The sequence below is a fragment of the Micromonospora sp. NBC_00330 genome (assembly GCF_036136635.1).
Taxonomy (GTDB): domain Bacteria; phylum Actinomycetota; class Actinomycetes; order Mycobacteriales; family Micromonosporaceae; genus Micromonospora; species Micromonospora salmantinae.
Genome location: NZ_CP108012.1, coordinates 2,658,329 through 2,680,442 on the forward strand (window position 1 = coordinate 2,658,329; position 22,114 = coordinate 2,680,442).

24 protein-coding genes are annotated in these 22,114 nt (G+C 66.8%); 11 read left to right on the forward strand and 13 right to left on the reverse strand.

Annotated features, from left to right (window positions below; genetic code table 11):
- Nucleotide 1: 1 nt before the first annotated feature.
- The 7 genes from OG598_RS11800 to OG598_RS11830 form a co-directional block, all read right to left on the reverse strand.
- Entirely contained in the window at nucleotides 2-1,105 is a 1,104-nt protein-coding gene (locus tag OG598_RS11800) for a hypothetical protein (protein WP_328654452.1), read from the reverse strand.
- Nucleotides 1,106-1,159: 54 nt separating this feature from the next.
- Nucleotides 1,160-1,936, reverse strand: a complete 777-nt coding sequence (locus OG598_RS11805) for a hypothetical protein (protein WP_328654453.1) — start codon at nucleotides 1,934-1,936, stop codon at nucleotides 1,160-1,162.
- 266 nt (nucleotides 1,937-2,202) lie between these two features.
- Nucleotides 2,203-2,841 (reverse strand): hypothetical protein, encoded by a 639-nt coding sequence (locus OG598_RS11810; RefSeq protein ID WP_328654454.1) that lies wholly within the window; start codon nucleotides 2,839-2,841, stop codon nucleotides 2,203-2,205.
- Nucleotides 2,842-3,082: 241 nt separating this feature from the next.
- A complete protein-coding gene (locus OG598_RS11815) occupies nucleotides 3,083-3,748 on the reverse strand; it encodes a GNAT family N-acetyltransferase (protein ID WP_328654455.1) in 666 nt (221 codons plus the stop codon).
- A 52-nt stretch (nucleotides 3,749-3,800) separates the two neighbouring features.
- Nucleotides 3,801-4,478, reverse strand: coding sequence for a GOLPH3/VPS74 family protein (locus tag OG598_RS11820; RefSeq protein WP_328654456.1), 678 nt, complete (start codon nucleotides 4,476-4,478; stop codon nucleotides 3,801-3,803).
- Nucleotides 4,479-4,489: 11 nt separating this feature from the next.
- Entirely contained in the window at nucleotides 4,490-5,497 is a 1,008-nt protein-coding gene (locus OG598_RS11825; RefSeq protein WP_442931471.1) for an acetamidase/formamidase family protein, read from the reverse strand.
- A complete protein-coding gene (locus OG598_RS11830; RefSeq protein WP_328654458.1) occupies nucleotides 5,497-6,900 on the reverse strand; it encodes an APC family permease in 1,404 nt (467 codons plus the stop codon). The genes OG598_RS11825 and OG598_RS11830 overlap by 1 nt, the downstream gene beginning before the upstream one ends.
- A 515-nt stretch (nucleotides 6,901-7,415) precedes the next feature.
- Between OG598_RS11830 and OG598_RS11835 the strand changes: the two genes are divergently transcribed.
- A complete protein-coding gene (locus tag OG598_RS11835; RefSeq protein ID WP_328654459.1) occupies nucleotides 7,416-8,021 on the forward strand; it encodes a hypothetical protein in 606 nt (201 codons plus the stop codon).
- On the opposite strand, the gene OG598_RS11840 is transcribed toward OG598_RS11835, so the two are convergent.
- Nucleotides 8,011-8,457 (reverse strand): hypothetical protein, encoded by a 447-nt coding sequence (locus OG598_RS11840; RefSeq protein WP_328654460.1) that lies wholly within the window; start codon nucleotides 8,455-8,457, stop codon nucleotides 8,011-8,013. The genes OG598_RS11835 and OG598_RS11840 overlap by 11 nt on opposite strands.
- Nucleotides 8,458-8,616: 159 nt before the next feature.
- Between OG598_RS11840 and OG598_RS11845 the strand changes: the two genes are divergently transcribed.
- The 5 genes from OG598_RS11845 to OG598_RS11865 are packed head-to-tail and all read left to right on the forward strand — an operon-like array spanning nucleotide 8,617 to nucleotide 12,564.
- Nucleotides 8,617-9,081 carry a metal-dependent phosphohydrolase gene (locus OG598_RS11845; protein WP_328654461.1) on the forward strand — a complete coding sequence of 155 codons (465 nt, stop codon included), beginning with the start codon at nucleotides 8,617-8,619 and terminating at the stop codon, nucleotides 9,079-9,081.
- On the forward strand, nucleotides 9,078-10,058 hold the full coding sequence (locus OG598_RS11850) for an aminoglycoside phosphotransferase (RefSeq protein WP_328654462.1): 981 nt from the start codon (nucleotides 9,078-9,080) through the stop codon (nucleotides 10,056-10,058). Before OG598_RS11845 ends, OG598_RS11850 begins: the two co-directional genes overlap by 4 nt.
- Nucleotides 10,055-11,158 (forward strand): radical SAM protein, encoded by a 1,104-nt coding sequence (locus tag OG598_RS11855; RefSeq protein WP_328654463.1) that lies wholly within the window; start codon nucleotides 10,055-10,057, stop codon nucleotides 11,156-11,158. Before OG598_RS11850 ends, OG598_RS11855 begins: the two co-directional genes overlap by 4 nt.
- Nucleotides 11,155-11,754, forward strand: coding sequence for a dTMP kinase (gene tmk, locus OG598_RS11860; RefSeq protein ID WP_328654464.1), 600 nt, complete (start codon nucleotides 11,155-11,157; stop codon nucleotides 11,752-11,754). The genes OG598_RS11855 and tmk overlap by 4 nt, the downstream gene beginning before the upstream one ends.
- 15 nt (nucleotides 11,755-11,769) lie before the next feature.
- Nucleotides 11,770-12,564, forward strand: a complete 795-nt coding sequence (locus OG598_RS11865; protein ID WP_328654465.1) for an endonuclease/exonuclease/phosphatase family protein — start codon at nucleotides 11,770-11,772, stop codon at nucleotides 12,562-12,564.
- A gap of 202 nt (nucleotides 12,565-12,766) precedes the next feature.
- On the opposite strand, the gene OG598_RS11870 is transcribed toward OG598_RS11865, so the two are convergent.
- Nucleotides 12,767-13,546 (reverse strand): transposase family protein, encoded by a 780-nt coding sequence (locus tag OG598_RS11870; protein WP_328654466.1) that lies wholly within the window; start codon nucleotides 13,544-13,546, stop codon nucleotides 12,767-12,769.
- Between the two features lie 428 nt (nucleotides 13,547-13,974).
- Here OG598_RS11870 and OG598_RS11875 point away from each other — a divergent pair, with 428 nt between their 5' ends.
- A complete protein-coding gene (locus OG598_RS11875) occupies nucleotides 13,975-15,429 on the forward strand; it encodes a PIN-like domain-containing protein (RefSeq protein WP_328654467.1) in 1,455 nt (484 codons plus the stop codon).
- A 179-nt stretch (nucleotides 15,430-15,608) separates the two neighbouring features.
- Here the strand turns inward: OG598_RS11875 and OG598_RS11880 are convergent, their stop codons facing one another.
- Complete coding sequence (locus tag OG598_RS11880) at nucleotides 15,609-16,193, reverse strand: class IV adenylate cyclase (RefSeq protein WP_328654468.1); 585 nt, start codon at nucleotides 16,191-16,193, stop codon at nucleotides 15,609-15,611.
- Between the two features lie 188 nt (nucleotides 16,194-16,381).
- Between OG598_RS11880 and OG598_RS11885 the strand changes: the two genes are divergently transcribed.
- Nucleotides 16,382-17,644: a helix-turn-helix domain-containing protein gene (locus OG598_RS11885; RefSeq protein WP_328654469.1), complete on the forward strand. Its 1,263-nt coding sequence runs from the start codon at nucleotides 16,382-16,384 to the stop codon at nucleotides 17,642-17,644.
- On the opposite strand, the gene OG598_RS11890 is transcribed toward OG598_RS11885, so the two are convergent.
- A complete protein-coding gene (locus OG598_RS11890; protein ID WP_328654470.1) occupies nucleotides 17,641-18,432 on the reverse strand; it encodes an HAD family hydrolase in 792 nt (263 codons plus the stop codon). The genes OG598_RS11885 and OG598_RS11890 overlap by 4 nt on opposite strands.
- Nucleotides 18,433-18,577: 145 nt before the next feature.
- Between OG598_RS11890 and OG598_RS11895 the strand changes: the two genes are divergently transcribed.
- Complete coding sequence (locus OG598_RS11895) at nucleotides 18,578-19,117, forward strand: AAA family ATPase (RefSeq protein WP_328654471.1); 540 nt, start codon at nucleotides 18,578-18,580, stop codon at nucleotides 19,115-19,117.
- Nucleotides 19,118-19,188: 71 nt separating this feature from the next.
- Nucleotides 19,189-19,635: a hypothetical protein gene (locus OG598_RS11900; RefSeq protein WP_328654472.1), complete on the forward strand. Its 447-nt coding sequence runs from the start codon at nucleotides 19,189-19,191 to the stop codon at nucleotides 19,633-19,635.
- 114 nt (nucleotides 19,636-19,749) lie between these two features.
- Here OG598_RS11900 and OG598_RS11905 read toward each other — a convergent pair whose 3' ends face one another.
- Together OG598_RS11905 and OG598_RS11910 are read right to left on the reverse strand one after the other, a co-directional pair.
- A complete protein-coding gene (locus tag OG598_RS11905; protein WP_328654473.1) occupies nucleotides 19,750-20,349 on the reverse strand; it encodes a hypothetical protein in 600 nt (199 codons plus the stop codon).
- Nucleotides 20,350-20,418: 69 nt separating this feature from the next.
- A complete protein-coding gene (locus tag OG598_RS11910) occupies nucleotides 20,419-21,219 on the reverse strand; it encodes a helix-turn-helix domain-containing protein (RefSeq protein ID WP_328654474.1) in 801 nt (266 codons plus the stop codon).
- 276 nt (nucleotides 21,220-21,495) lie between these two features.
- Between OG598_RS11910 and OG598_RS11915 the strand changes: the two genes are divergently transcribed.
- Nucleotides 21,496-21,978: an NUDIX hydrolase gene (locus OG598_RS11915; RefSeq protein ID WP_328654475.1), complete on the forward strand. Its 483-nt coding sequence runs from the start codon at nucleotides 21,496-21,498 to the stop codon at nucleotides 21,976-21,978.
- The last annotated feature ends 136 nt before the right edge of the window (nucleotides 21,979-22,114 follow it).

Sequence of the window (22,114 nt, forward strand, 5' to 3'; positions counted from 1 at the left end):
TCTACCGCCCCGGCTCATCGAGTTCGGCAGAGTGGCCGTGGCCTTGCTCAACGCACCCGGCGCGCATGCGGGCGAGTTCTTGGCGCAGGCGCGGGCCGTCGCGGTGGCCCGGGTGGTCGGCGCGGTGGTCGGTGGCGGTCCGGGTGAGGAGTTGACGTGCGTGCAAGCAGTGCCCGTCCTGATAGAGGACGAGGGCGAGGGTCGCTTGGGCGGCGAGGGTGGGCAGCGCCCGAGGGCCTTCGGCCTTGCTGTGGTGGCGGATGAGGTCGCTGTAGCAGTTCGCGGCTTCGGTGAGGTTGCCGGTCCGGCGGTGTGCAGTGGCGAGGACCCGGAGGACGGCATGCGCCTCCGGTGACGTGACACCAAGTAGGCGACGCAGGGAGCGGTACGCCCACTCCGCCCAGGGCAGTGCGGTGCAGGCCTCACCGTGGACGAGAGTGAGTTCCGCGAGTAACGCGGCGGCGTTCGCGGAGGCGACGTCCAGAGCGCAGATGTCGTCGGTGGGATCGGTGAGCAGCAGCCCGGTGTGCAGGACCTGGATGGCGCGTGCGTGATCACCGTGATCAGCGCGGGCACGAGCGTAAGTGAGGCGCTGCGCCATGGACATCCGAGGTCCGACAAGCTGGCGCGGGTTGGCCCGCCACGTGATGTGCAGATCGCTGGAATCGGCGCCGACCGCGACACGGTGCAGGCCACCAGGGGCATACGCGGCAGCAGAATCGACTTTGCCCGACGGCACGAGGTGCGGGGCGCGGTGCAGCACCGCCTCAGCGATCCCGTCGCGCAAGGCCTGGGCTGGGACGGGTGCCCGGCCGCAGGCCGGCATGCACAGGTAGACCGGTGCGCATCCGGGGAGCTGCACCAGGATCATCGGGTGGTCACAGCTGTGGCAGGCCACCAGCCCTGGCGGTACCGGGGCAGCCGGCACCGCTCGTGCCCGCGCCACCCATTCGTCGATGGTGGCCGGTGACAGCCCGCGCTCTCGAGCCACATCTTTGATCGCCAGTGACAGGCCGTGCTCGACGGCACGCTTCAACGTCGCGGCCACCGCATCGGCAACAAACGCCGGCGTCCACGAGGCAAGCGGCCGGGTCCTCGACGGCATGACGGACTCTTCTTCCTGCTCATGGGTGTGCCCGACGGCGGTTTCGTGGGGATGTCATGCGGCTGGGAGGGTGGACCAGTGCCTGTTGGGTTTGACGCGCGGATGCAGAGGTGGTGGCGGCAGATCCTCGTCATTCGATGCGCCGGGGGGTTCCCACCACCGCTGAGACGAGTGGGTGTGGGTGAGATAGAGGAAGTAGTTCTCGAGGTGCCAGCCGGTGGGCGTACGGCGGGCGTATTCGTAGGCGAGGACCTCGCCGGTGTTGGGGTCCAGGATCAGGAGATCGCGGTCGTTGTGGCCGGTGGCGGTGATGCCGATGCCGCTGCGACCGGCACGGTCGATCACCCGCGAGTAGTAGGTGATCGGCTGGGTGTGGCGCAGAACGGCGATCGTGGTGGCGCGTTCGACGCGCCGCGGGCTGTACCAGTTGGCGAGCGAGGCAATTCCCCGCAGCACCGCCTGGGGCTCGGCGGTGTCGCCATAGCGGCGGTGTATCCCGTCGCGCACCGCTCCGCTGTCGGTGAACGCACTACCCGGTTCGACGAAGAGGATGTCGCCGGGTAACCACCAGTCCTTGGTCACCTCGACATACCCGCGGGGGTAACTGGTGAGAAGCTGCGCGCCCGACCGGTCATTGGCACGCCAGCGGATGATGTCCCGCACCGTGATTGGGTCGCTGCGCCAGAGGCGAAGGTGGATCACGTCGTAGGTGCCCGCCGTGAGATCGCAGCTACTGGCGGGCACCTGGCCGATCAGCTGGTGTAGTCGTGTCGCGGGCGGGTGGGGGTACCACAGCCGGGTCGGCCCTGCGATCTGCGTGCTATCGACCACCTGTTGCAGCTCGGTGGTGGACGCGTTGCGTGGTGTCTTGCACGGCCAGGCGTCGGGACGGGCTGATCCAGCAGAGCGGATGGCACAGTCCGGCAGCGGACCGACGGCCAGTAGCAGGACCGCGATCTTGACAGCGGCGTGGCCGAGCAGCGTGCGAGGTCGTAGGGCGCCTGCGAACCGGGATGCCGGCGTACGGGTGTCGGCCAGCGGCCCCGCGGTCGCACTGATCGGCCAGAGGTACCTCGTGCGGTCGGCGTCGATACTTGTCATGACCACCTCGCCTGGGTGCAGACAGCGCGATGGTTTGAGCTGGCGGGCGTCCCGGCGGTGTCGGTGATGCGGGCGCGCAGAGGATCGCCGCTCGGCAGGTACCTGTTGGCGATGGTCGTGGCGGCGGCGAGGCAGCGGTGAGCAACGTCGGGCCATCCGCAGTCGCGGTAGAGGCACGCGAGTTCGGTGAGCGTGTTCAGGCTGACTGGTGCGTCGGGGCCGTGCCGGTGCGCGGCGGTGGTGTAGACGTCGGCGAGGTCCCGGATCGCCTGGTCACAGCAGCCGACGCGGTGGCGTGCCTGGGCCAGGCCTGCGCGGGCGTACAGGGTCCGCTCGTGGCCGGCGCCGAGGTGCGCGGTGGCGAGGTCGGCCAGGTCGCGGTAGGCGGTCACGGCCTGGTCTGCGTGCCCGTTCACGGCGGCCAGGGGTGCCAGCAGCGCCGCCGCGTCGAGTTGTTCGGCAGGTGGGGTGGCGCGGTGGGCGAGCGTGCGGGCGTAGACGGCCCATTGGTAGGCGTCCGTGAGGTCGCCGAGCGTCTGCCGCGCCACGGCGCGGTCGATCGCCCTACGCGCGGGCGTGTGGTGTGGCCCGCACGCCGGTTCAAGTGCCCGGGGCATCGGCGTCCGCGTCGGCATGTCCGTTCAAGCTCCTATTCACGTTCGATCTTGGGGAAAGGGCTGGTGTGGCCGGCGCCGACAGTGGGGGCCTATCGCCGTCGGCCACGTCGGTCGCCGCGGCCCTCCCCTTTCCTGGGCGGGCGACCGGCTTGTGCGCCCCGGCGCGGGCTCAGCGCGACTGGCAGGCGATGACGCGGACGACCGTGAGGCGAAGACGCGGCGTGATGGCTGAGCTGTCGCCTTCGCGTAGGCATCCGGCTCACTCTGGGGCGACGGGCCTTACGAGCGTCTCGGCGACGGCGGTGGGGTTGGTGGCGTTGAGCCGCCCCGATTCGCGAGCTGGACGTGGGGCGCGGTGCATCAAGGTCACCGTGGGACCGTCGGGGAGGGTGAGCGTCGGTCGGGGTAGGTATCTGTGCCGGAGGTACAGGTCCTGGGTGGTGGGAAGGGTCTCGGTCCAGGCGGGCAGGTTGATGCGGTCGAGGCGGGCTTCGTGGTGGGTGAGCATCGCCGCGCCGAGACCACGCCGCTGGGCATCGGGACGCACGGCGAGGATCGCCAGGTGGTGGTGCGGGTCGAAGGGACGCTGGTTGGTGAGCAGTTGGTCGAGGACGGCGAAGCGCTGCACGTGGGTGCCAGCGACGGTGTCGAGGCGGATCCGGAAGTTCGCTGGTGGCGCAATGGGCCGATAGCGGTGAAAGGCAACGGTGGCAGCGCTCAGGTCGTCGGTGATCTGGATGTCACCGTGGAACATGGCGTGCTCTACCCAGATCGTCGCGACGTCGGCCAGGACGTGGCGGCGCGCGGCAGGGTCGGGTACCAGCCACTGGGCGAGTGGGATGGGGTGAACGGCGTCGGCGATAAGTGCGGCGACCGAGTCTTTGTCCACCCAGCGGGCCGATCGGATGCGCGGAATGACGTCCATTGAGTTCTCCAAGCACGGCGGGCAGCTGGATAGCTGCCGGTGGTGTCCGGGGTCAGCGGTATGCGGCGGTGGCGAGATCCCCCACTGCGGCGTCGACCGCCGCGGTGATGTCGCGTACCGGCTGGTAGTGCTGCGCGGCGATGGCCTTCAGGCGAGCGGCCAGGATCGCGGTGTCGTCATCGAGGTAGAGGTGGTGGGTGAGGCCGAGGCTGGCGACGAGGCCGGCAAGGGCAGCGGTGTGGTTGTCGGGTTGTTCGTGGCCGGCGGCGAGGTAGCGCAGGCGGGAACGGGCGATGACCGCCCATTTGCTGTCGGCCGGGAGGTAGACGTCAGCGCGTATGAGGCCGCCGAGGCGCCGTCGGGTGTACTGGCGCAGGATCCCGCCGGCGACCAGGCCGGCGCGGGTGCGCTCGTAGAGGTCGGGGGAGAACCCCCGCAGCCATGCCCGCAGCAGCGGGTGAGCGTTGCGGATGGTGACGGTCGCGGCATCGGCGATCAGGTCCCCGACTGGCCGATCGACGTGCGGGTGTACCCGCTGGTGACCTGCTGCACGGGTGTCGTCATTCGGGTCGAGGGTTACCCGCCCGGCCAGGTACAGGTCGATCAGGACCGCGCCCGCGAGCCCGAGGGCGAGAGCCTGCCGGTGCACGTGGGGGTGTCCGGTGTCGTCGTCGTGGCCGAGGAGGAACAGGTCATCCCGCAGCGACAGGCGTGGGATCGGCGCGGTCATCGACGGGACCTCTACCGTAGCCCGGCGGCCCGTTGCCGCAGCCGGGCGTGCACGCCGTCATGGACGGGCTGCGGCTGTGGAAGCAGCCCCTTGTCGACCGCGGCGAGGACGGTGTAGTTGGGATCGCAGACGTTCCCGATCGGCGCCCGGCCTGCCTGCGACACCAACTGGTAGGCATCGAGCTCGTCCAGCCCGGTGAGCTGACTCGTCCAGCCGACGAGGTCGCGGTGAGCGATACGGTACGCGTCCTCCAGCGGCCGGGCGCAGCCGATCGACATGATCTCCCGGTCGGTCTCCAGCCGCGGCCACGCCGTTGACACCCCTTTGATCACCTCGAGGGCCAGCGTGGTTATCGTGGCGATCTCGACCCCGACTCCGCACGCCTCGCCCTCACCTTGACGGGCGTGCCCATCGCCCAAAGCCAACATTGCCCCGTGCATGTTCACCCCGAAATACACGGTGGTGCCTGCCCGCAGCTCGGGGGTGTCGAGGTTGCCGCCGTGCATGTCCGGGACGATCGTTGAGCGGACTTCCATGCCGGCGGGAGCAACGCCGATGGTGCCGATCATCGGATTCAGCGGCAGGTCCACGCTGTGGCCGCTGCGCGTCGCGTGGAAACGCACTGCAGCGGTCTGCTGATCAATGTCGTACCGCCACACCCGCTCTTCGAGAGGAAGCTGCAAGGCGGCATGGGACGTCGAGGTCAGCGCTCCGAAGTGCGGGAACGTCGATGACACACCCCAGTCCCGCGCCGGCACGATCGACACGACATGGACCGCGAGGGTGTCCCCCGGTTCGGCGTCCTCGACGAAGAACGGCCCTGACACCGGATTCAGGTACGGCATCCGGCACACCTGCGACGGCAGGTCCGCCGGACCGCGCACGAGACCACCGAAGCAGTCCTCGGTGTGCACCTGCAGGATGTCGCCGGAGCGCACCTGAGCTACCGGCATCCGCCCGCCGAAGGTGTAGGCGAACTCGTCGCGAACCGGCCGGTAAATGATCGTGTCCACGGCCATCACACCCGTTCCACGTCACGCGTCGGCACCTGCGTGGGCGCCAGACCCGACAGGGCGGGCCGACGCCCGGACGCGTACAGGCCGGCGAGAACGACGACCCCGAGGGCGAGCCACGCCACGCCGAGGCGCTGCGCGGCGATGTTCGCGTTGACCACGACATAGGCGAGGATCGCGAACCCGACCCCGGGCATCACCAGATGAGCCCACCAGTTCCCGCTACGCGAACGGATGAGGTGATGCACCACCACCGAGACGTGCAGGACCAGGAATGCCACCATCGCCCCGAAATTGATCAGCGACGACAACAGGGTGATCCCGTCCGCTCGGGTCGCCAAGTACAGGCCCAGGGCGAGGGACACGAACCCGGTGAGCAGAGTCGCGTTGATCGGCACGTTGCGCCGGATCGACACCTTCGCCAGGAACGCCGGCAGTTGCCGATCCCGGGCCATCGCGTACAGCAGCCGAGACGTGGCGACCTGCGCGACCATCGAGTTCGGCAACCCCCACGCGATTGCCGTCGCGACCGCGCACAGGGTCGCCAACCAGCCGCCACCGGCCACCTGCGCGGCGTCGTAGAAGGCAGTGCCATTCGGATCCCCCTCCGCAAGAAGACCGGCGGGGTCGGGGACGAGCATCGCGGCCAGCCACGTCTGGGCGACGAACAGCACCCCGGCCAGGACGAGAACCGCGGCCATCGCGCGACCGATCTGCCGGGAGCCACCCTTGGACTCCTCGGCCAACATGCTGATGCCGTCGAAGCCCAGGAACGACAGCACCGCGATCGACACCGCCCCCGCCACCACCGACCAGGTGAACGTGTCGGCGTTGTAGAACGCCTCCCAGCTGAACCGGCCCTTCCCGGTCGCGAGGGCCCAGCCGGCGACGGCCAGGAAGATCGCCAGGACGATCAGTTCACCGACGAGCATCACCCGAGTCACCACCGCCGTCATCCGGATCCCCACCGAGTTGACGACCGTGTTGACCGCGACGAAACCGAGCAGCCACAACCACACCGGCACCGCCGGCACGGTGGAGTGCATCGCCACCGACGCCACCAGATATAACAGCCCCGGTACGAGGACGTAGTCGAGCAGGATCACCCAGCCGGCGAGGAACCCGACCGGCGCGCTGATCCCCCGGCCGGCGTAGTTGTAGACGCTGCCCGACATCGGGAACGCCCGCACCATCTGCGCATAGGAGAACGCCGTGAACACCAACGCCACCACGCCGATCACGTACGCCAGAGCGACCATGCCGCCGGAGCCGGCGTAGACGCTGCCGAAGATCGCCATCGGCGCGATCGGCACCATGTACACCAGGCCGTACGCGATCAGATCCCGGAACCGCAGTTGCCGGCTCAGCTCTTGGCGATAGCCATAGCGGGCCAAATCCTGCTCGTGCACAACATCCTCCGCGGGTTCAGGTATCAGTGGGATGGAAATTTGCGCTTGCTAAACACGTCGGCCGGGCGAAGGAGCCTCCGCGGCCCTGCCCGCTCGACGGCAGCAGCTGTGGCGCGATGGCCGAATGCGCCGCCAGCGGTGTGATCAGCAGTGGCATGGAACTCCTGGCGACAGGCACGGTGAATCTTCTTCGGTGAGCGGTTTCGCTGGCTGGTGAGTACGCAGCAGCGGCGATGACGCCGACATAGAGCGACCTAAGACGAGATCGATCAATGTCGGCCAGCCCCGTCAGACGGTTCTGACATTCCGTTGACATTCACGGCACCCCCAACATCCGCCGTAGGTGAATGTCAGCGGATTGTCGGAGATGCACGGCAGCCCTTATCGACACGGTCAGCGGCGACTTTTGATGTTCTAGTCATCGCCCGCGTCGACGTCGCAGGCGATGAGGGACCGCAGCCGCAATGCGGCGCGACGGTCTGCCGTGTCCACGACCGCTTGGGAGGGCATGCACCATGACCAGTTCATCCATGCCGGAGGTCGGAGAGGTTGGCCGTCGGGCCGCCGAGATCCTCGACAAGATGCAGGCGCACCCGGCCTACGGCCGGCTGCAGAGCTCGTCGATGAAGTACTCCACCTGCTGGGCCACGTTCACCGGCTACCCGGCTATCAGCCGTTGGTCGCTGGAGCGCGATGCCGCTCCGCTGCTGGACGAAGCGCTGCGCGTGCTGGCGCTCAAAGCTGCCGTGTTCGAGCTTTCCGGCGGCGACGAGCACGCCGCCGAACTGCTGGTGCCGGCGCCGGTGGACGAGATGATCCACGCCGTGCTGGCCCAGTTCACCCTGATGACGCGCCTGCAGAGCGACCTGGGTGTCACCTTCCCCCATGCCACCGAGCTGGAGGAGTTCACCTACACCCGCGGCGGCATCACCGACGCCTACTACGCCGCCGCCGGGTGGGGAGAGCAACCACTGCGGTACTGGCTGGACTCAGCCGAGGTGAATCGACGTCTCGGCCTGCTCAACGAGCGCTACCAGGCGGCCGGCCTCGGCCGGGACGGACGCAGCCACGACTTCGACTTCGACCGGAACGAGCCGGTCGCCGCCGGGGTCAGCGGTTAGCCAACTCCACCGACAGCACCCGCCGCAGGGCCGTCACCGCTTCCTTCGCTCCGAACCGTTCGGCGGCCAGCCGCTCGGCGCGGGCCACAGCGGCAAAGATCCCTTCGGCGGGTGCCTCCCGCAAGACGGCTACGAGCCAACCTTCCAGGTCCACCAGGTCGGCGGGCAACTCCAGCGCCGCCGCCGTCGGCGCCGGTCGGGGCGCCTGATCGGGGACCAGTTCCCCGGCCGAGGCGTACCGGCCGGCGGGAAGGCCCACCCGGAACGGATGAACGCAAACGGCGACACCGTCCGCGGTTGCCCGCCACCCGAGGTCAGGTCGGTACGCGAATTCGGGTCCCGGCCGGTCGATGACATCGAACTGGCCCGGCCCGAGCTGCTGAGCCGGACACACCACGCAGGTCTGCTCACACCACTGCGGAAGGGGCCCCGACATGCCGCCGATCGTACGGCAATCAGGAGGTATCAGGGTATGACGGTCTTATCGCCTCCCCGTCCCGTCGCCATCGACCGCGCCCTCTGCGACGCTCGAACGTGGTGCGCGGGGCACACGATCGATGACCGACCAGCCCTGGTCCACGCGCTGCGCGTCGCAGTGACCATCGGGCAACACGTCCCCGCCCCATCGCAGGACGTCATCGTCGCCGCGCTCCTACACGACGCACCGGAATTTGCCCCGGCGGAGCCCGACGTCTACCAGGCCCTCACCGCCGCATACGGGATCGAGGTCGCCCGGATCATCGCCGTCCTTCAGGCCGAACATCGTTCCCTTGATGAACCCGACCCGCCCATCCACGTCGACGACCAGCCGGTCCTGCTGGCCTCGACCGCCGACAAGATCGTCGCCCTGACCTCGCTGCTACGCCGGGCCCAGAGCACCGGCAATGCATCAGACTTCTTCGACCGGCGCCCTGTGTTACGCGGACTACTGCCGTACTTCCGGGCCTTCCAACGCGCCGCACATCCTCGGGTGCCCGCCAGCATGTCGGCACACCTCGACGCCGCCCTCACGCCGCTCGAACGCGCCACTGCTTGTGCGCAGGGCGCGGGTGCACGGTGATCAGCGCCGTGCTCGACGAGCAGCTCCGCACGCGACTACGAGTCGACCTGCTCGCCGCATCACGACGAGTACCGACGCGGCGACACATCATCCAGACATGGGAGCTGTCTTCGGTCGAGCGCTGGTTCTTCCCCGATGGCAGCAGCTTGGTCTGCAAGCTCGCCACCGCACCGTTCACCGGCGAAGCGACCGTCCTTCGCGCGCTCAACAACCGGCAAGCCCCGGTCCCGCTGCTGGACGGCTACACAATGCGCCCCGACGGGGTGGGCATGCTGATGGAAGACCTTGGCGAGCCTCGCCGGCCCGCGACGTCCGCAGAGGTTGCCGCCACGGCCCGATGGGTTCACGCCACTGCCGGCATCCCCAACCTCCCGACCTTCGACGAAGCGGGACTGGCGCGGCTGCCAGAGCAAGGACTCGACGCGTTAGACGAGCTCCGTCGACAAGGGCGCTTCATCCACGACGCGAAAGGGATCGAAGCGGTGCTGCAGCGACTCGCTGCCACCGCACAACAGAGGGCCGACGGTGCCGAGCGGCCACCGTTCGGGCTGTGCCACGGCGAGTTCCACCGCACGTCGCTGCACGTCAGCCGCACCGGCTGCCGCCTCGTCGATTGGGCCAAGGCATTCACCGGACCGGGCCTCCTCGACCTGGCCACCTGGTTCGGCACCCGCACATCCACCGAACCCCGACTCCTCGCCAGACTTATCAAGGCCTACGTCGCCGCAGGCGGGCATCCCGACGCCGAAGTCGACCGGGGCGGGCTTCCCGCTGTCCGATGGGCGCTGGGCTGGCACCGGGTGTGGGCAGCCTGGTGGCTGCTCGCTACCGCCGCCGCTGGCCACTACCAAGCTTCTGCCGATCGGCGCCATACCGAAGTCGTCCTCCGGCAACTCCGAGCCGCAGTGGACCTACTCGGAGCACCGCCGCTCCTCAACACCAGCCGCCCATCACCTACTGCAGGAAGATCCTCGTGAAGCGCCTCGTCGTCGACACCCACGCCTCGTCCTGCTATTTCCGCACCTCCGTCGGTGGCGACGGGCGCAAGGCGTTGGTGCAGGTCACCGAACGGTGCAACCTGCACTGCGCCCACTGCTTCGTTTCGTCGACTTCCGCCTGGTCCGACCTGTCCCTGGCAGATTTCACCACCCGCGTGCTGCCGCGGCTGCTGGACTCCCGCGTCGAACGCCTCACGCTCACCGGGGGCGAGCCGTTCGTGCACCCCGACCTGATCGCCATGTGCCAGGCAGTAGCCGACCGAGGACTACCGGTGGGCCTCTGCACCAACGCGACGCTGACCCGCGACGCGGACATCGACGCCCTGGCCGCCCTCGGCAACGTACACATCAACGTGTCCTTCGACGGATTCCGGCCCGAAAGCCACGGCAAGTTCCGCGGCGATCGGTCGTCGTTCGACACCACCGTCGCGACCACCCGCAAGTTCGCCGACGCCGGCTTACTCAAGGGCCTGCTGTCCACGCCCAACGCGCTAACCACGCCGGAAGAGTTCGCCGATCTGTGCGCGTTCGCCGTCGATGTCGGCGCCGAATACGTGCTGATGAACCCGCTCTCCTCCTTCGGGCGAGGAGTGAAGAGCCGCGGCAAGCTCGCCGCGACCGCAGCTGCCATGGACGCGATCCGGGCGGTGACTGATCGTTTCGCTGACCAGCTCGATCTCGTACGTATTCGCTTCCCCAACGACAACCTGCCGCTGGGTGGCTGCGACGCCGGCAAGCTGATCCACGTCTTCGTCGACGGGCAGGTCGCCGTCTGCCCCTACCTGGTCTTCGCCGCCCGCACGCCCGCCTCGGTGCACAGTGAAACCGAGTTCCTGACGGGCAACATCCTCGACAGCGAGGCCGCCCCCAGCCTCGACGCCTACGACTTCCACACCCGCTACCAACTCGGCGCCAACCCGACCTGCGGCTCCTGCGAGATGGCCGGGCAGTGCGGCAAGGGCTGCCCGGCCGCGGTCGTGGCCGCAGGTGGCCGCATCGGCGACGTCGACACCGAGCAGTGCCCCATCACGGCACCCAACGGTCGTCGCCTGCTGCCGCTGTCCCCGTCGAAGGGGTGAGCAGTCTGTTCATCGCCGTCGAGGGCCCGAATGGCGTTGGCAAAACCACTATTGCCCGCTTCCTGGCCGACAGTCTCGCCGAACTCGGATCGGCCGGGGTCCACCTGACCGGCGAGCCCACCCGCACACCCCTGGGCCAACTCCTGCGCAGGCAGGAATCCTTCCTACATGGCAAGGCCCTGGCCCTCGCCCTGGCCGCCGACCGTGCAGCGCACATCGAAACAGAGATCATCCCCCGCCTCGACGACGGACTGCACGTCGTCACCGACCGGTACGTCGCCTCCTCGCTAGTGCTGCAGCGGATCGACGGGCTCGACCTCGGCGAGATCTGGTCCTACAACCGCTATGTCCTGCCCGCCACCGTCGTCTACCTCGAGGACCACCCAGAGGTCATCCGCACCCGCCTGGCAGCTCGGCCACAACTGACCAGGCTGGAGCTCGCCGGCTCACCCGAGAAGGAACTCGCCCTCTACCGCGAGGCCGCGGCTCACTTACACCGGCAGCAGTGGCGCCAACACGTCGTCGTCTGCCACGGCCTCACCCCCGAGCGGGTCGTGGACACTATCCTCGGCCTGCTACCCGCCGACGGCCCCTGACCAGCGAGGCTCCCCGTGCTGTCCATCCTGACGATCAACGTGCAGGCCGCGGCCCTCGCACGCGCGCAGAACCTGCTGACCTGGCTACTCCAGCGCGACGACCACCTGGTCATCCTGACCGAAACCAGCAATGGACCCGGCACCCGGCACCTGCTTGCCGGTCTTCGCGCGGCCGGGATGGTCGTCACCCACCAGCCCTCACTCGACGGCGACCGAGGGTGCGCTATCGCCAGCCGTATCCCGACCCGGCTCGCCCCAGACCTCACCGCCGGAATCAGCCTGCCCGGCCGCGCCCCCGCCGTCACCCTCGACACCCACCCCGACGTCACAATCCTCGGCCTCTACGTCCCCTCCAGCGACCGGGCACCAGCCAAACTCGCCAAAAAGCGAGCCTTCCTCACTACCGTCACCGACGCACTCACCCGACTATCCGCCGCCGACCGCGCACACCTGGTCGTCGGCGGGGACTACAACGTCATCAGCCGCGACCACCAACCCCGCTACCCCGGCTTCCAATCCTTCGAGTACGAGTTCCTCGACGCCCTCGACGCACTCGGGCTCATCGACGTTCACCGCGCTCTACACCCCGGAGTGCAGGCGCACAGCTGGATTGGTAGAAACGGCAACGGATACCGCTTCGACTACCTCCACGCCGGCGCCAGGCTGGTGCCTCAGGTGTTGTCCAGCAGCTACCTACACCAGCCCCGTCAGGTCAGACTCAGCGACCACTCAGCACTCGCTGCGTGCCTCAACGTTATCCCGCGCACAGTTGCGAAGCAGTCAGTCGCCGCCATACCGTCACTGTTCTGAACAGCATCGCCATCGATTCTGTGTCTGCTCGCCGCCGAACCTCCTTTCCCCCGAGGCTGAGGTATTAGAGACGAGCAGAGCAGGACGACGGACTGAGCTCCATGAGCAGATCAACCGGAGCGGCATGGGTCATCTCCTACACAAGCGGACTAAGGGATGTCTCGTAACTGGTTGAAGGCGTTGCCCGGCATCGGGCTGGTGGTCAGCCGGTGAGGATGATGTTGTGGAGGTTGGCGATGCCGGAGGCGGCGTCGGCCAATGTGTGGCCGGCGCGGCGGTAGTCGCGCAGGATCTTGAAGTTCTTCATCCTGGCCAGGGCGTGTTCGACCCCTGCTCGGACGGTGCGGTGCTCGACGTTGAGGGCTTGCTTCCAGTCCGGCAGATCCGTGCCGTCGGTGGGCTTGCGGTACGGCATGATCACCTCGGGGTTGCCTCGGTAGCCGCCGTCGGCCATGACCGGCCGCCCGTCCAACGTCTCGGCGATGCCCGAGGTGCGGTAGACGATCGTGTCGTTGCGGTTGCCCGGCTGCGGGTCGCCGACGGCGATGACCAGGCGGGTGCTGGCGTCGATGGCGACCTGCAGGTTGGTGGAGTAGCGGTAGTTCTTGCTCCGGGCGGCCAGGTGGTGATCGCGGGTCGGGATCAGCGTCCCGTCGACGATCGCGATCTGCTCGATCGGCCGTTTGCGCACCGGCGCCAGGGCCAACAGCGGCGCGAGGGTGTCGATGACCCGATGCGCCGCGGAGTGCGACACCCCGAACAGCGGACCGATCTGGCGCATCGTCAGGTTCGTACGCCAGTACGCGGCGACCAGCAACACCCTGTCGGCCAGTTCCAGGGCCCACTGCCGGCCCGGCCGGCCATCAGCGATGCCCTCACCGCCACGCTCGGCGACCAACCGGACCAGCGTGCGGAACTGAGCGGGCTGCAACCCGGTGAACGGAAAGATCCACTCCGAACGAGCTGCCGTGATCACCTGCACCCCGGGGATCCTGCCCGACCATCCTCAACGGACAAACACCAGGATTACGAGACATCCCTTAGATTGGCTACAGCAGGTCGCCGAAAATGCTTATGTTCGATAGCCTGTTCCGCTCGTTTTCGTCGGAGCGTGACCGTGTCCGCTGCCCCGTCGGGAACTGACGCCGACCGCTACGTGGGGCCGAGGCACCACGACAGATTGACGCGCCAGCAAAGCGAGTTGGGTTTCGCTATAACGGTCTGGGAGGGCCACTCCAGCCCTCTTCTCCAGTTCGTGAACGTGTATCTCGTAGAACCACGGTAGACACCAGTTCGGTGCGAGGAGCCGGACCACCGGGCGCGCGGTCGCCGCCTCGACAGACATCGAGTCATTGCGTGATGACGCCAAGTAACTGGACCCCCTGGTTAGGCGACAAGTAGCTTGGCCATGTGAGCAAACCGCAGCAGGGCGATGGATGGCGCAACTTGGGGCTGTCCGACTCCTTCCGCGCCTGGGTGGAACCCGATCCCAACCCCGGCCCGTTCATACGCCAAGGACTCGTAGTTCTAGACGCGAACGTATTGTTGCATCTCTACAGGGTAACGACCTTGGCGCGTGAGCAGATTTTCACAACCTTAAGGTCGGTTGAAGGACGTCTTTGGATTCCCCACCAGGCCGCAAGCGAGTTTCATCGGAATCGCCTGGACGTCGTAAGGGGCAAGATGTCTCAGTTTCGAGAGACTCGATTACTACTGTCGCAAGCAAACACAAGAGCCGTAGCCGAGATCAGGAAATCGATAGTCAGGCTGATCGAGTTTCGACAACACAATATGACGGACCGTAAGTGGGAGCCGCAAGCGTACGGACTCGACGAACAATCCATCATGGCTAGACTCGACGGGGCCATGGACCCCGCATTGGCAGAGCTGCAGGCACTGCAAGATGAGCATGACATCGGGCCGGGCGAAATTACTTCCGAAGACCCTATCCTCGCGCACCTTGAAGACATCACCAAGGGAAAAATTGGTGAGCCCTACACGCAGGAACGCTTGATGCGGCTTGTCAAGGAGGCCATAGAATTCCGCTTCCCCAACGGGATCCCACCTGGCTACAAAGACGCAGACAAGGCTTCAGCCTATCGTTCGGCCGGCGATTACATACTTTGGAGCCAAGTTCTAGACCACGCATCGCAAGTTTCTCGTTATGGCCGCGTAGCCTTAGTCACGAACGACGTCAAGGGAGATTGGTGGATTCTCGACAAGAAGGGCGCTCCCGATAGGGCGCGCCCCGAGTTGCGACAAGAACTCTTCGAGCGCACTGGTGCAGAGTTAAAACTCCTAACGCTGTCGGGTTTTCTTGAGGTTGCTGCGCACCAGTTCCCAGGCAGCGTAAGCGATGACACAGTACGTGCAGTACGCGAGTCCGAGGTGATGACGAGAGTTGAGGCACTGTTGGGTGACCTCCGCCATCCTGGCAGTGAGGCAGAGGCTAAACCTGACTTATTCAATTTGTCGGTAGTCATGTTCGAACAGCTCATACTGGCACTCTTTACTGCCATGGGATACGCAAATATTGAATCCACGCCAGCAAAGGAGGACCTTGGTTATGACATTTTGGCGAAGCATCCTCACTCTAACCGTGGCGATGGCGCGACCATCATAGAGGTGAAGCTTTCAAGGTGGCCCGTGGCCGTAAGTGCAGTGCGTCAACTTTTAGGCGCTATGCAAGTCGCAGAAGCAGAGTCCGGTGTACTGGTAACCAGCAGCAGTTTCGCGCCGGCAGCACAGGCGCTTGCTGCGGAACACAGCATACAGCTCATGGATGGAAAGCACCTTCTCGCCTTATTGCTTGAGTTTCTCGACATAGAAGCCACATTCGGATCGAACCCAGATAAAGAAGCTTGAGGAGTTCCTCAATAGTCGCCAATCGGGTTGCATTGAGGAACCTAAAGTTGGACACTCCTGAGGTGCCCAGTTAGCGGATGCGGCAGCTCAGGCCGACCGATATCACCGGCAGCCGCGCCGGCCTTGCGGCCAGTTGTGCGGCCGGCACAGCCGGGGCGGCAACAGGCGTGGCCGCCCCGTCAGGTCGGCGACGATGCCCGAGCAGCGCTCGTCAGGTTCCAAATCAAGGTGTCGTAGGTGTCCGCGACCCGCAACACCGGAACGCCCAGTGATCGAATCATCGCATCGAGTCCGTGCTGCACCTGCTCACCCGAACGCTGGGAGTTGACCACCCGCTCTACCTCGATGAACGCGCCGAGCCCATCGACGACGTCTACACACACCGTCGCGCCACCCCAATCACCGGTTCGACGCTGCTTGACGATTCGCACGGTTGGCACCCAGCCCATCGTGGCGAGCGCTTCGTGCACCGCGTCGCGGTCGGAGATCACGCATTCGTGCTCCAGGCACGCCATCTCGTTGTCGATCGGCTTCTTCACGGTGAACAGATGGCGGCCCTCCTGCGTGCGCAGACGCGCGAACGGAACACCGATCTTCGGCATCCCGTACGACCAGCCGGCTGGCGCGTACGCCTGGTCGTCCTGCACCGACGGCTCCGTCAACGCCACCTGCCGCTGGGCGAGCGCCGTGATCAACTCTTCCAGGTCGCTGACCTGGTACTTGGCTTCAACCTCATGATCATTTTTTTCTAGCGCACGGGTCACGAGCAGGGAGCATACGAAAGTCTCAGGTCACGCGAATTCCGGCCAACGCGAGAGCGATGTCGGAATTTTGTCGGAAGAATGTTGGAAGAAGCCGCTGAGTAACCGACGCACCACAGCTCCGCACTAGAGTGTCCTCACGCCACCACGTGTCGCCTCGTGCGGACGTTCGTCTCCATCGGGAGCTGCTGATGCCGAGCGTTCCACCGCAAGAAATTGCCGAGGCATGGATCGCTCTTGGCCAGCTGCTCGCCAGCAGCCGTAAGGCCGCCAGTTACACGCAAGAAGCGTTTGCGCCTCTTGTCAACTACGGACGAAGCACGATCGCGAACGTGGAGACCGGCCGTCAGCGAGTGGGGCGGAACTTTTGGTCCCAATGCGATGAGCTCTTGCGGACCGGCGGCAGTCTGGCCCGAGAATACGATCGGATCCGCCACGCCAGCGCCCGACACGTGCCGAGCAGTGTGCCGGCACCTCAGCCGCTTGAGGTTGCTCCAGAGCCGTCGTCCTCCACCGCTCTTGAGGCGCTAGCCGGCAGGGTCGGCGGCGACTACCTGGCAGGCGAGTGGCACACCTTCTCCACGCTGACCAGCATGCTGGCGCAACAACGCCAAGCCGTGTCACCCGATGTGCTGCTGGGGCTGATCGAGGCGCACCGTGAATGCCTGTCGACGCTCTACCGCAAAGCCGGCCGTGCACCCATCCGTGCTGATATTGGGGCCATGCTCGCCGAAGCTTCGGTCGTCGCCAGCCGGCTGTGGAGTGCGCAGGGCAATCGTGCTCTCGCAATCGCTCACTGCGCCTACGCCCGCCAGTTGGGCGACAGGCTCGGTGACCGCAGGATCAGCGCCACCGCACGAATCTTCGAGAGTAACCTCCAAGCCGCCACGCTGATCGAAGCCGATGGTGACGTCATGATCGGCCTGCGGCTGCTCGACGAGGCCGATCGCGCCTCCGCAGATCTCAGCCCCGCCGCGCGAGCTCGCATAGCCGCCGAGCAGGCCCAGGCCTATGCCGCCCTACGACTTCCGCGCGAGGCTACCGCTGCCCTAGGGCGAGCAGAGGCAGCGGTCAACGACTTGTCACCGATTGACTGTGTCGGCCTCTACAGCGACTGGAGCAACGCCCGTCTCCACGTCTACGCGGGCACATGCCATCTTCTCCTCGGCCAGCCCGAGCAGGCTGTGGGGGTGCTCGAAGGTGCAGTACAAGCGCTCGAACACGACTCCGCGAACATCAACGTCGCCCTCGCTGCGGCGGTCGACCTCGCGAGCGCCTACGCCGAGACCGGCGAGCTGGAGCGATCCTGCACTCTGCTCGGCGACACCTTCGGTCAGCTGAAGGCCGGCGGCAACCAGCGGGGCATCGCCCGAGCTCAACGAGCCCGAGAGCGGCTGGCCCGTTGGCGCGCTGAGCCGGTTGTACGCGAACTTGAGGAGCAAATGGCTGCCTAAGAGGTAGCCGGCGACCCGCCCGAAGCCCACAGCGAGTTAACCGCCGCCACTACCGCCGTTGGGTCAAGACTGTCGAGTACCACGTCAGGGTGGTGGGAGGCCAACTCTTGATGTCCAATCCGGTGAGCGACAACAGCGACATGGAAGCCTGCGTGACGTGCGCAGGCGATGTCGTTGGGCGCATCCCCGATGACGATTACTCGATCAGGATCGAGCTGTTGGCCGTAGGTCGCGAGGTAGCGTCCAGCTACGACCGCCGGGAGTTGGAAGCGGTCTCGAGCGTCCGACCCGAACCCGCCGATGCGGAGATCGAGAAACTCGTCCAAGCCCGACACCTGCAGCTTCACCTCGGCGGCCGAGCGCAGGTTGCCGGTCAGCACGGTCTGGTGGAAACCACGGCCGTGCAGCTCCGCGATGCTCGCCGCAGCACCTGGATACGGTGGCTGCACCTCAGCCAGCTCCCGCCGGCCCTCTTGCATTACCGCGGCGATGGCCTCGCGGAAGGCGGGTATGCCGGCCTCCGCAGCCAACGCGTCGACGCCCGAGGTGATCGCCGTGTCGATGGCAATCGACTCGTCCGTATAGCCGTGCACCTTCTTGTCAGGGAAGACAACCTCCGACTCGGCCATGCCGTAGGCGCGAGAGATCGCTCGCGTCAGCCAGCGCAAGTCTGCGGGGATGAGCGTTCCGTCAACGTCCCAGATAACCAAGCCGGCGCTGCCGTGGTTCATGGAGCCATCGTCGCACGCACGCCGGGGCAGGCAACTCGACAGCATCATCGGGTTCATCGGAAGGAACGTAGCGGTGCTGACAAAGACGCACGGTCTGCTCACGATCTCCTGCCCGCAGGCAAACTGGCTGCCCTCGGCTGGACGAGCCACCCCCTCCTAGATCAATTACTAGTGAATCCGCCGGAGGCCTGAGGAGCGACACGTGCGCGTGATCTGGATCAACGGTGCGTTCGGCGCTGGGAAGACGACTCTGTCGCAGCAGTTGACGACGGATGACCCTCGGCTGCTGATGTTCGATGCGGAGTTGCCAGGGTTCATGCTCCGCGAGATCGTTCCGCCGCCCGCGAGTGGCGATTTTCAAGACCTGCGGGTATGGCGGCGTAGCGTCGCGGATACAGCAACGGCGCTGCTTGAGGAGTACGGACGGACGCTTGTCGTACCGATGACCGTGGTGGTGCCGTCGTATCTTGACGAGATTTTCGGCCGGCTGCGGGCCCACGAGGTGCTTGTCGACTATTTCTTCATCGACGTGCCCACCGACGTCCTACGGACGCGCATCGCGGCGCAGTCCGTCTGGCCGGATGACCCGGATCGTGATGCGCAGGTACGTGCTTGGCGGCTGGAACAGGTAGCCCGCTGCGCTGCGGCTGTCAGCATGCTGCCGGCCGACACGGTGGTGCTGGATGGTCAGCTGCCGGTGGCGCAGTTGGCCTCGGAGGTGCTGGCACGGTCAGCAACGTGATCTCTCGTAGCGGCCAACCGAGCTCATTCGGGAACGGCGACGCGGCTGACGACGGCCGCGAGCCCATCCTCATGTCGCTGAATCCCCTGTACTACGACCTCCTCTGGGCAGGCGAGAAGACGCACGAGTTCCGACGCCGGTTCCTGACCGGCCAGTCAGCGCGTTGGTACGTCTACCTCACCTGGCCTGTCGCCCGGCTCGGGGCGGTTATCGACCTCGGGCCCGCCATCGTCGACACTCCGGAGCGGATTGCCGAGATCGCCGAACGGGCTCGCCCCGGCAACGGCGCCTCGGTGCTCGAGTACGTCCAGGACCTGGACCAGGCCTTCGCGATCCCGATCCAACGAGTTGCGGAGTACCCGGGGATGTCGCTGGAGCAGCTCAGGGCTCAGCTGGGCGCATTCCATCCTCCCCAGGGGTACACCAAGCTGCGCAACCACTCTGCGCTGCTCAGCATCTGCACGACGATCACGGCCGGTCCACCGAGCCGCGAGATGACCGTGCCTGATCGCACCTAGGCGGTGACGCCAACCGGCGCGGCGACACCGGCGAAAGGTGACAGCAGAGGCGGGACCTTGCCCAGACCGCAGCAACCTGCGGGTGCCTGAGCGGGGCGGGCGGTCCGAGCGTGGTTAGTCGGTCGTCTCGTCGGTGTCGGGCCAGAGCCGGACCGCCCGCGCGGCGGCGTCGAGGATCACCTGGCCGTCGACCTCCAGCCGCGACTCGGGCATGTCGTACGCCGGCCACTCGCAGACGAAGGTGACGGGCCCGGGCTGCGGCAGCGGCCAAACCCAGTAGTGCGCCACGTGCCGCCGGGCATCCGACTCAGCGGTGCCCGGAAACAACAACCGGCCAGCGGGCTCAGCATCCAGCAGCGTGAGTGAGCGCCGATCCATGTTGGTGACAGTGCTCCCGTCAGCGAACTGCACACCCACCCGGAGGAAATCAGCTGGCACGGGCTGCCCGGCCCAGTACCCGACCCGGTGGTGGTGCATCAGATCAGCCCGACGGTCGGGCGTACGCAGCACCGCGGTCACGCTGAACTCGAAGCCCGCGGGGTAGGCGAGCAGGCCGCTGATCGCGACCGCGACGCGATCGGTGTGGACCAGCACGTGGCTTTCGGCCACGACACCGGGGATCACCGCCTCGGGTTTCATCCAGGCGGGACGGGGCTGTCTGATCGGTTCTGGCGCGACGTCCGATGCCGCTACCTGCCGGTCGAAGAAGCCCATATGGCCCACCTTCCCACAGTTCCGAGCTCTCGTACGGCCGGGTCTATCTGCCCTCCTCCGACTCGGTGCTTAGCCGGCACCGCCGGCCCCCGACGCATCATCGCGCGGGTAAGCCGCGGCCCGGCCGTCCATCGATAAGGCGGGATGTTTTCGGCGTAGTGCGATCAGTGTTGCCCGCACCTCAGGTTGCTGAGCGGCTTCGGCGAGGTCGAAGGCTTCGGCGGCGTAGGCGTGCGCAACCCGGATCGCACCCAGGTCCAGGGCGAGGGCGCCGAGCAGCCCGGACAGGTGGACGGCGAGGGTGTAGAGCCGGGCGCGTTGTGGTGGGTGCTGCTGCCCGGCCATGAGCTCATCCACACAGGTACGCAACGGCCGCAAGCGCGCCAGGCGGACTGCTGGCGGGAGGCGTTCGTTGTCGGCGATCGCCTTTCGGACCTCGTCTTCGAGGTAGCTGAGTCGGGTGTCTTCGTCGTTGCAGGACTTCAGCGCGGCTCGGCGGGCGTTGATGCTGTTCTCGTCTTCCCAGAGAGCCGATTCGTCAGCACTGGAATCGGTGCTGGCGGCGGGCTGCGGCCGGTGCGGGTTCTTCGCCGACGGGACCGACGGTGGCTGTGGTTGGTGCCGCTGGATTCGCCTGGTGAGGCGGTCGTATTCCTGGGTGAGGGTGCCGTTGGTGTGCAGGGCGGTGTCGCAGCGTGCCCAGAACTCGCGCTCGGGGTATTGGCGGCCGGTCTCGGTGTTGGCGACGGAGCTGCGGCCGTACTGCACGAGCCGGGCGAGGCCCTGCTGGGTGAGGTTGGCTTGCTTGCGCAGCTGTGCGAGGTGGCGGCCGAGTGCGCGCCGTGCCGTCGTGATCTCGTCGTCGGCCATGGTTTGCCACCCCCTGGCGGTGCCGAGATGCGGTCACGGTGCGGGCAGACCGTATCCGCCGCCTCCGACAATTCCTGGGTCGGTTACTGAGGGCTGTCGGGGGTCGGACGGGGTTGGTCGACAGCCGGGCAGCCTAGCGGCTGCGTTGGCCGCCGGTAGGGGTCACGCGCGGCCGACGATGTCGCCGTCTTGTCGGAGTCGGCAGCGGAATCTGCCGACAATGTCGTGGCACGGCGCGGCGGGCGTGTCGGACGGCTGGCGTCCTACGGTCGACTCATGCCCGCCGAACGCCGTGACTTCACCGCCGATCTACCTCGCAAGCGGATGGCCGCAGGGCTGCTCCTGACCGATCCCCGCGGTCGAGTGCTGCTTGTCGAGCCGGCATACAAGGCCTCGTGGGAGATCCCCGGTGGGTGCGTCGAGGCCGACGAGTCGCCCTACCAGGCGGCGGTCCGGGAGTGCCGTGAGGAACTCGGGCTGACCCTGACGCCCGGCCGGCTGCTGGTCATGGACTGGGTGCCACCGCAGCCTGGCCGCACCGAGGGGGTCATGTTCGTCTTCGATGCGGGCACGCTCACGTCCGAGCAGACGGACCGGATCGTCTTGCCGCCGACAGAGTTGCGCAGCTGGTCCTGGTGCGACCAGCCGGCGGCCCATGAACGCCTGCCGGCGCTGCTGGCCCGACGCGTCGCCGCGGCCCGGGAAGCACGCGGCCAAGGGTTCACCAGGTACCTGGAGAACGGGCTGCCGGTCACCTGACCCCCGGCCCTACACGGGCCAGCCGCATCCACGATTCGACTCGTAGCCCTCTGCTGAAGATCCGATCTGCGGGAGGTCGCCTTCGGGCGACCGGCCCGACTCACACACGTCCCGCTGCCATCCATTTGCATAACTT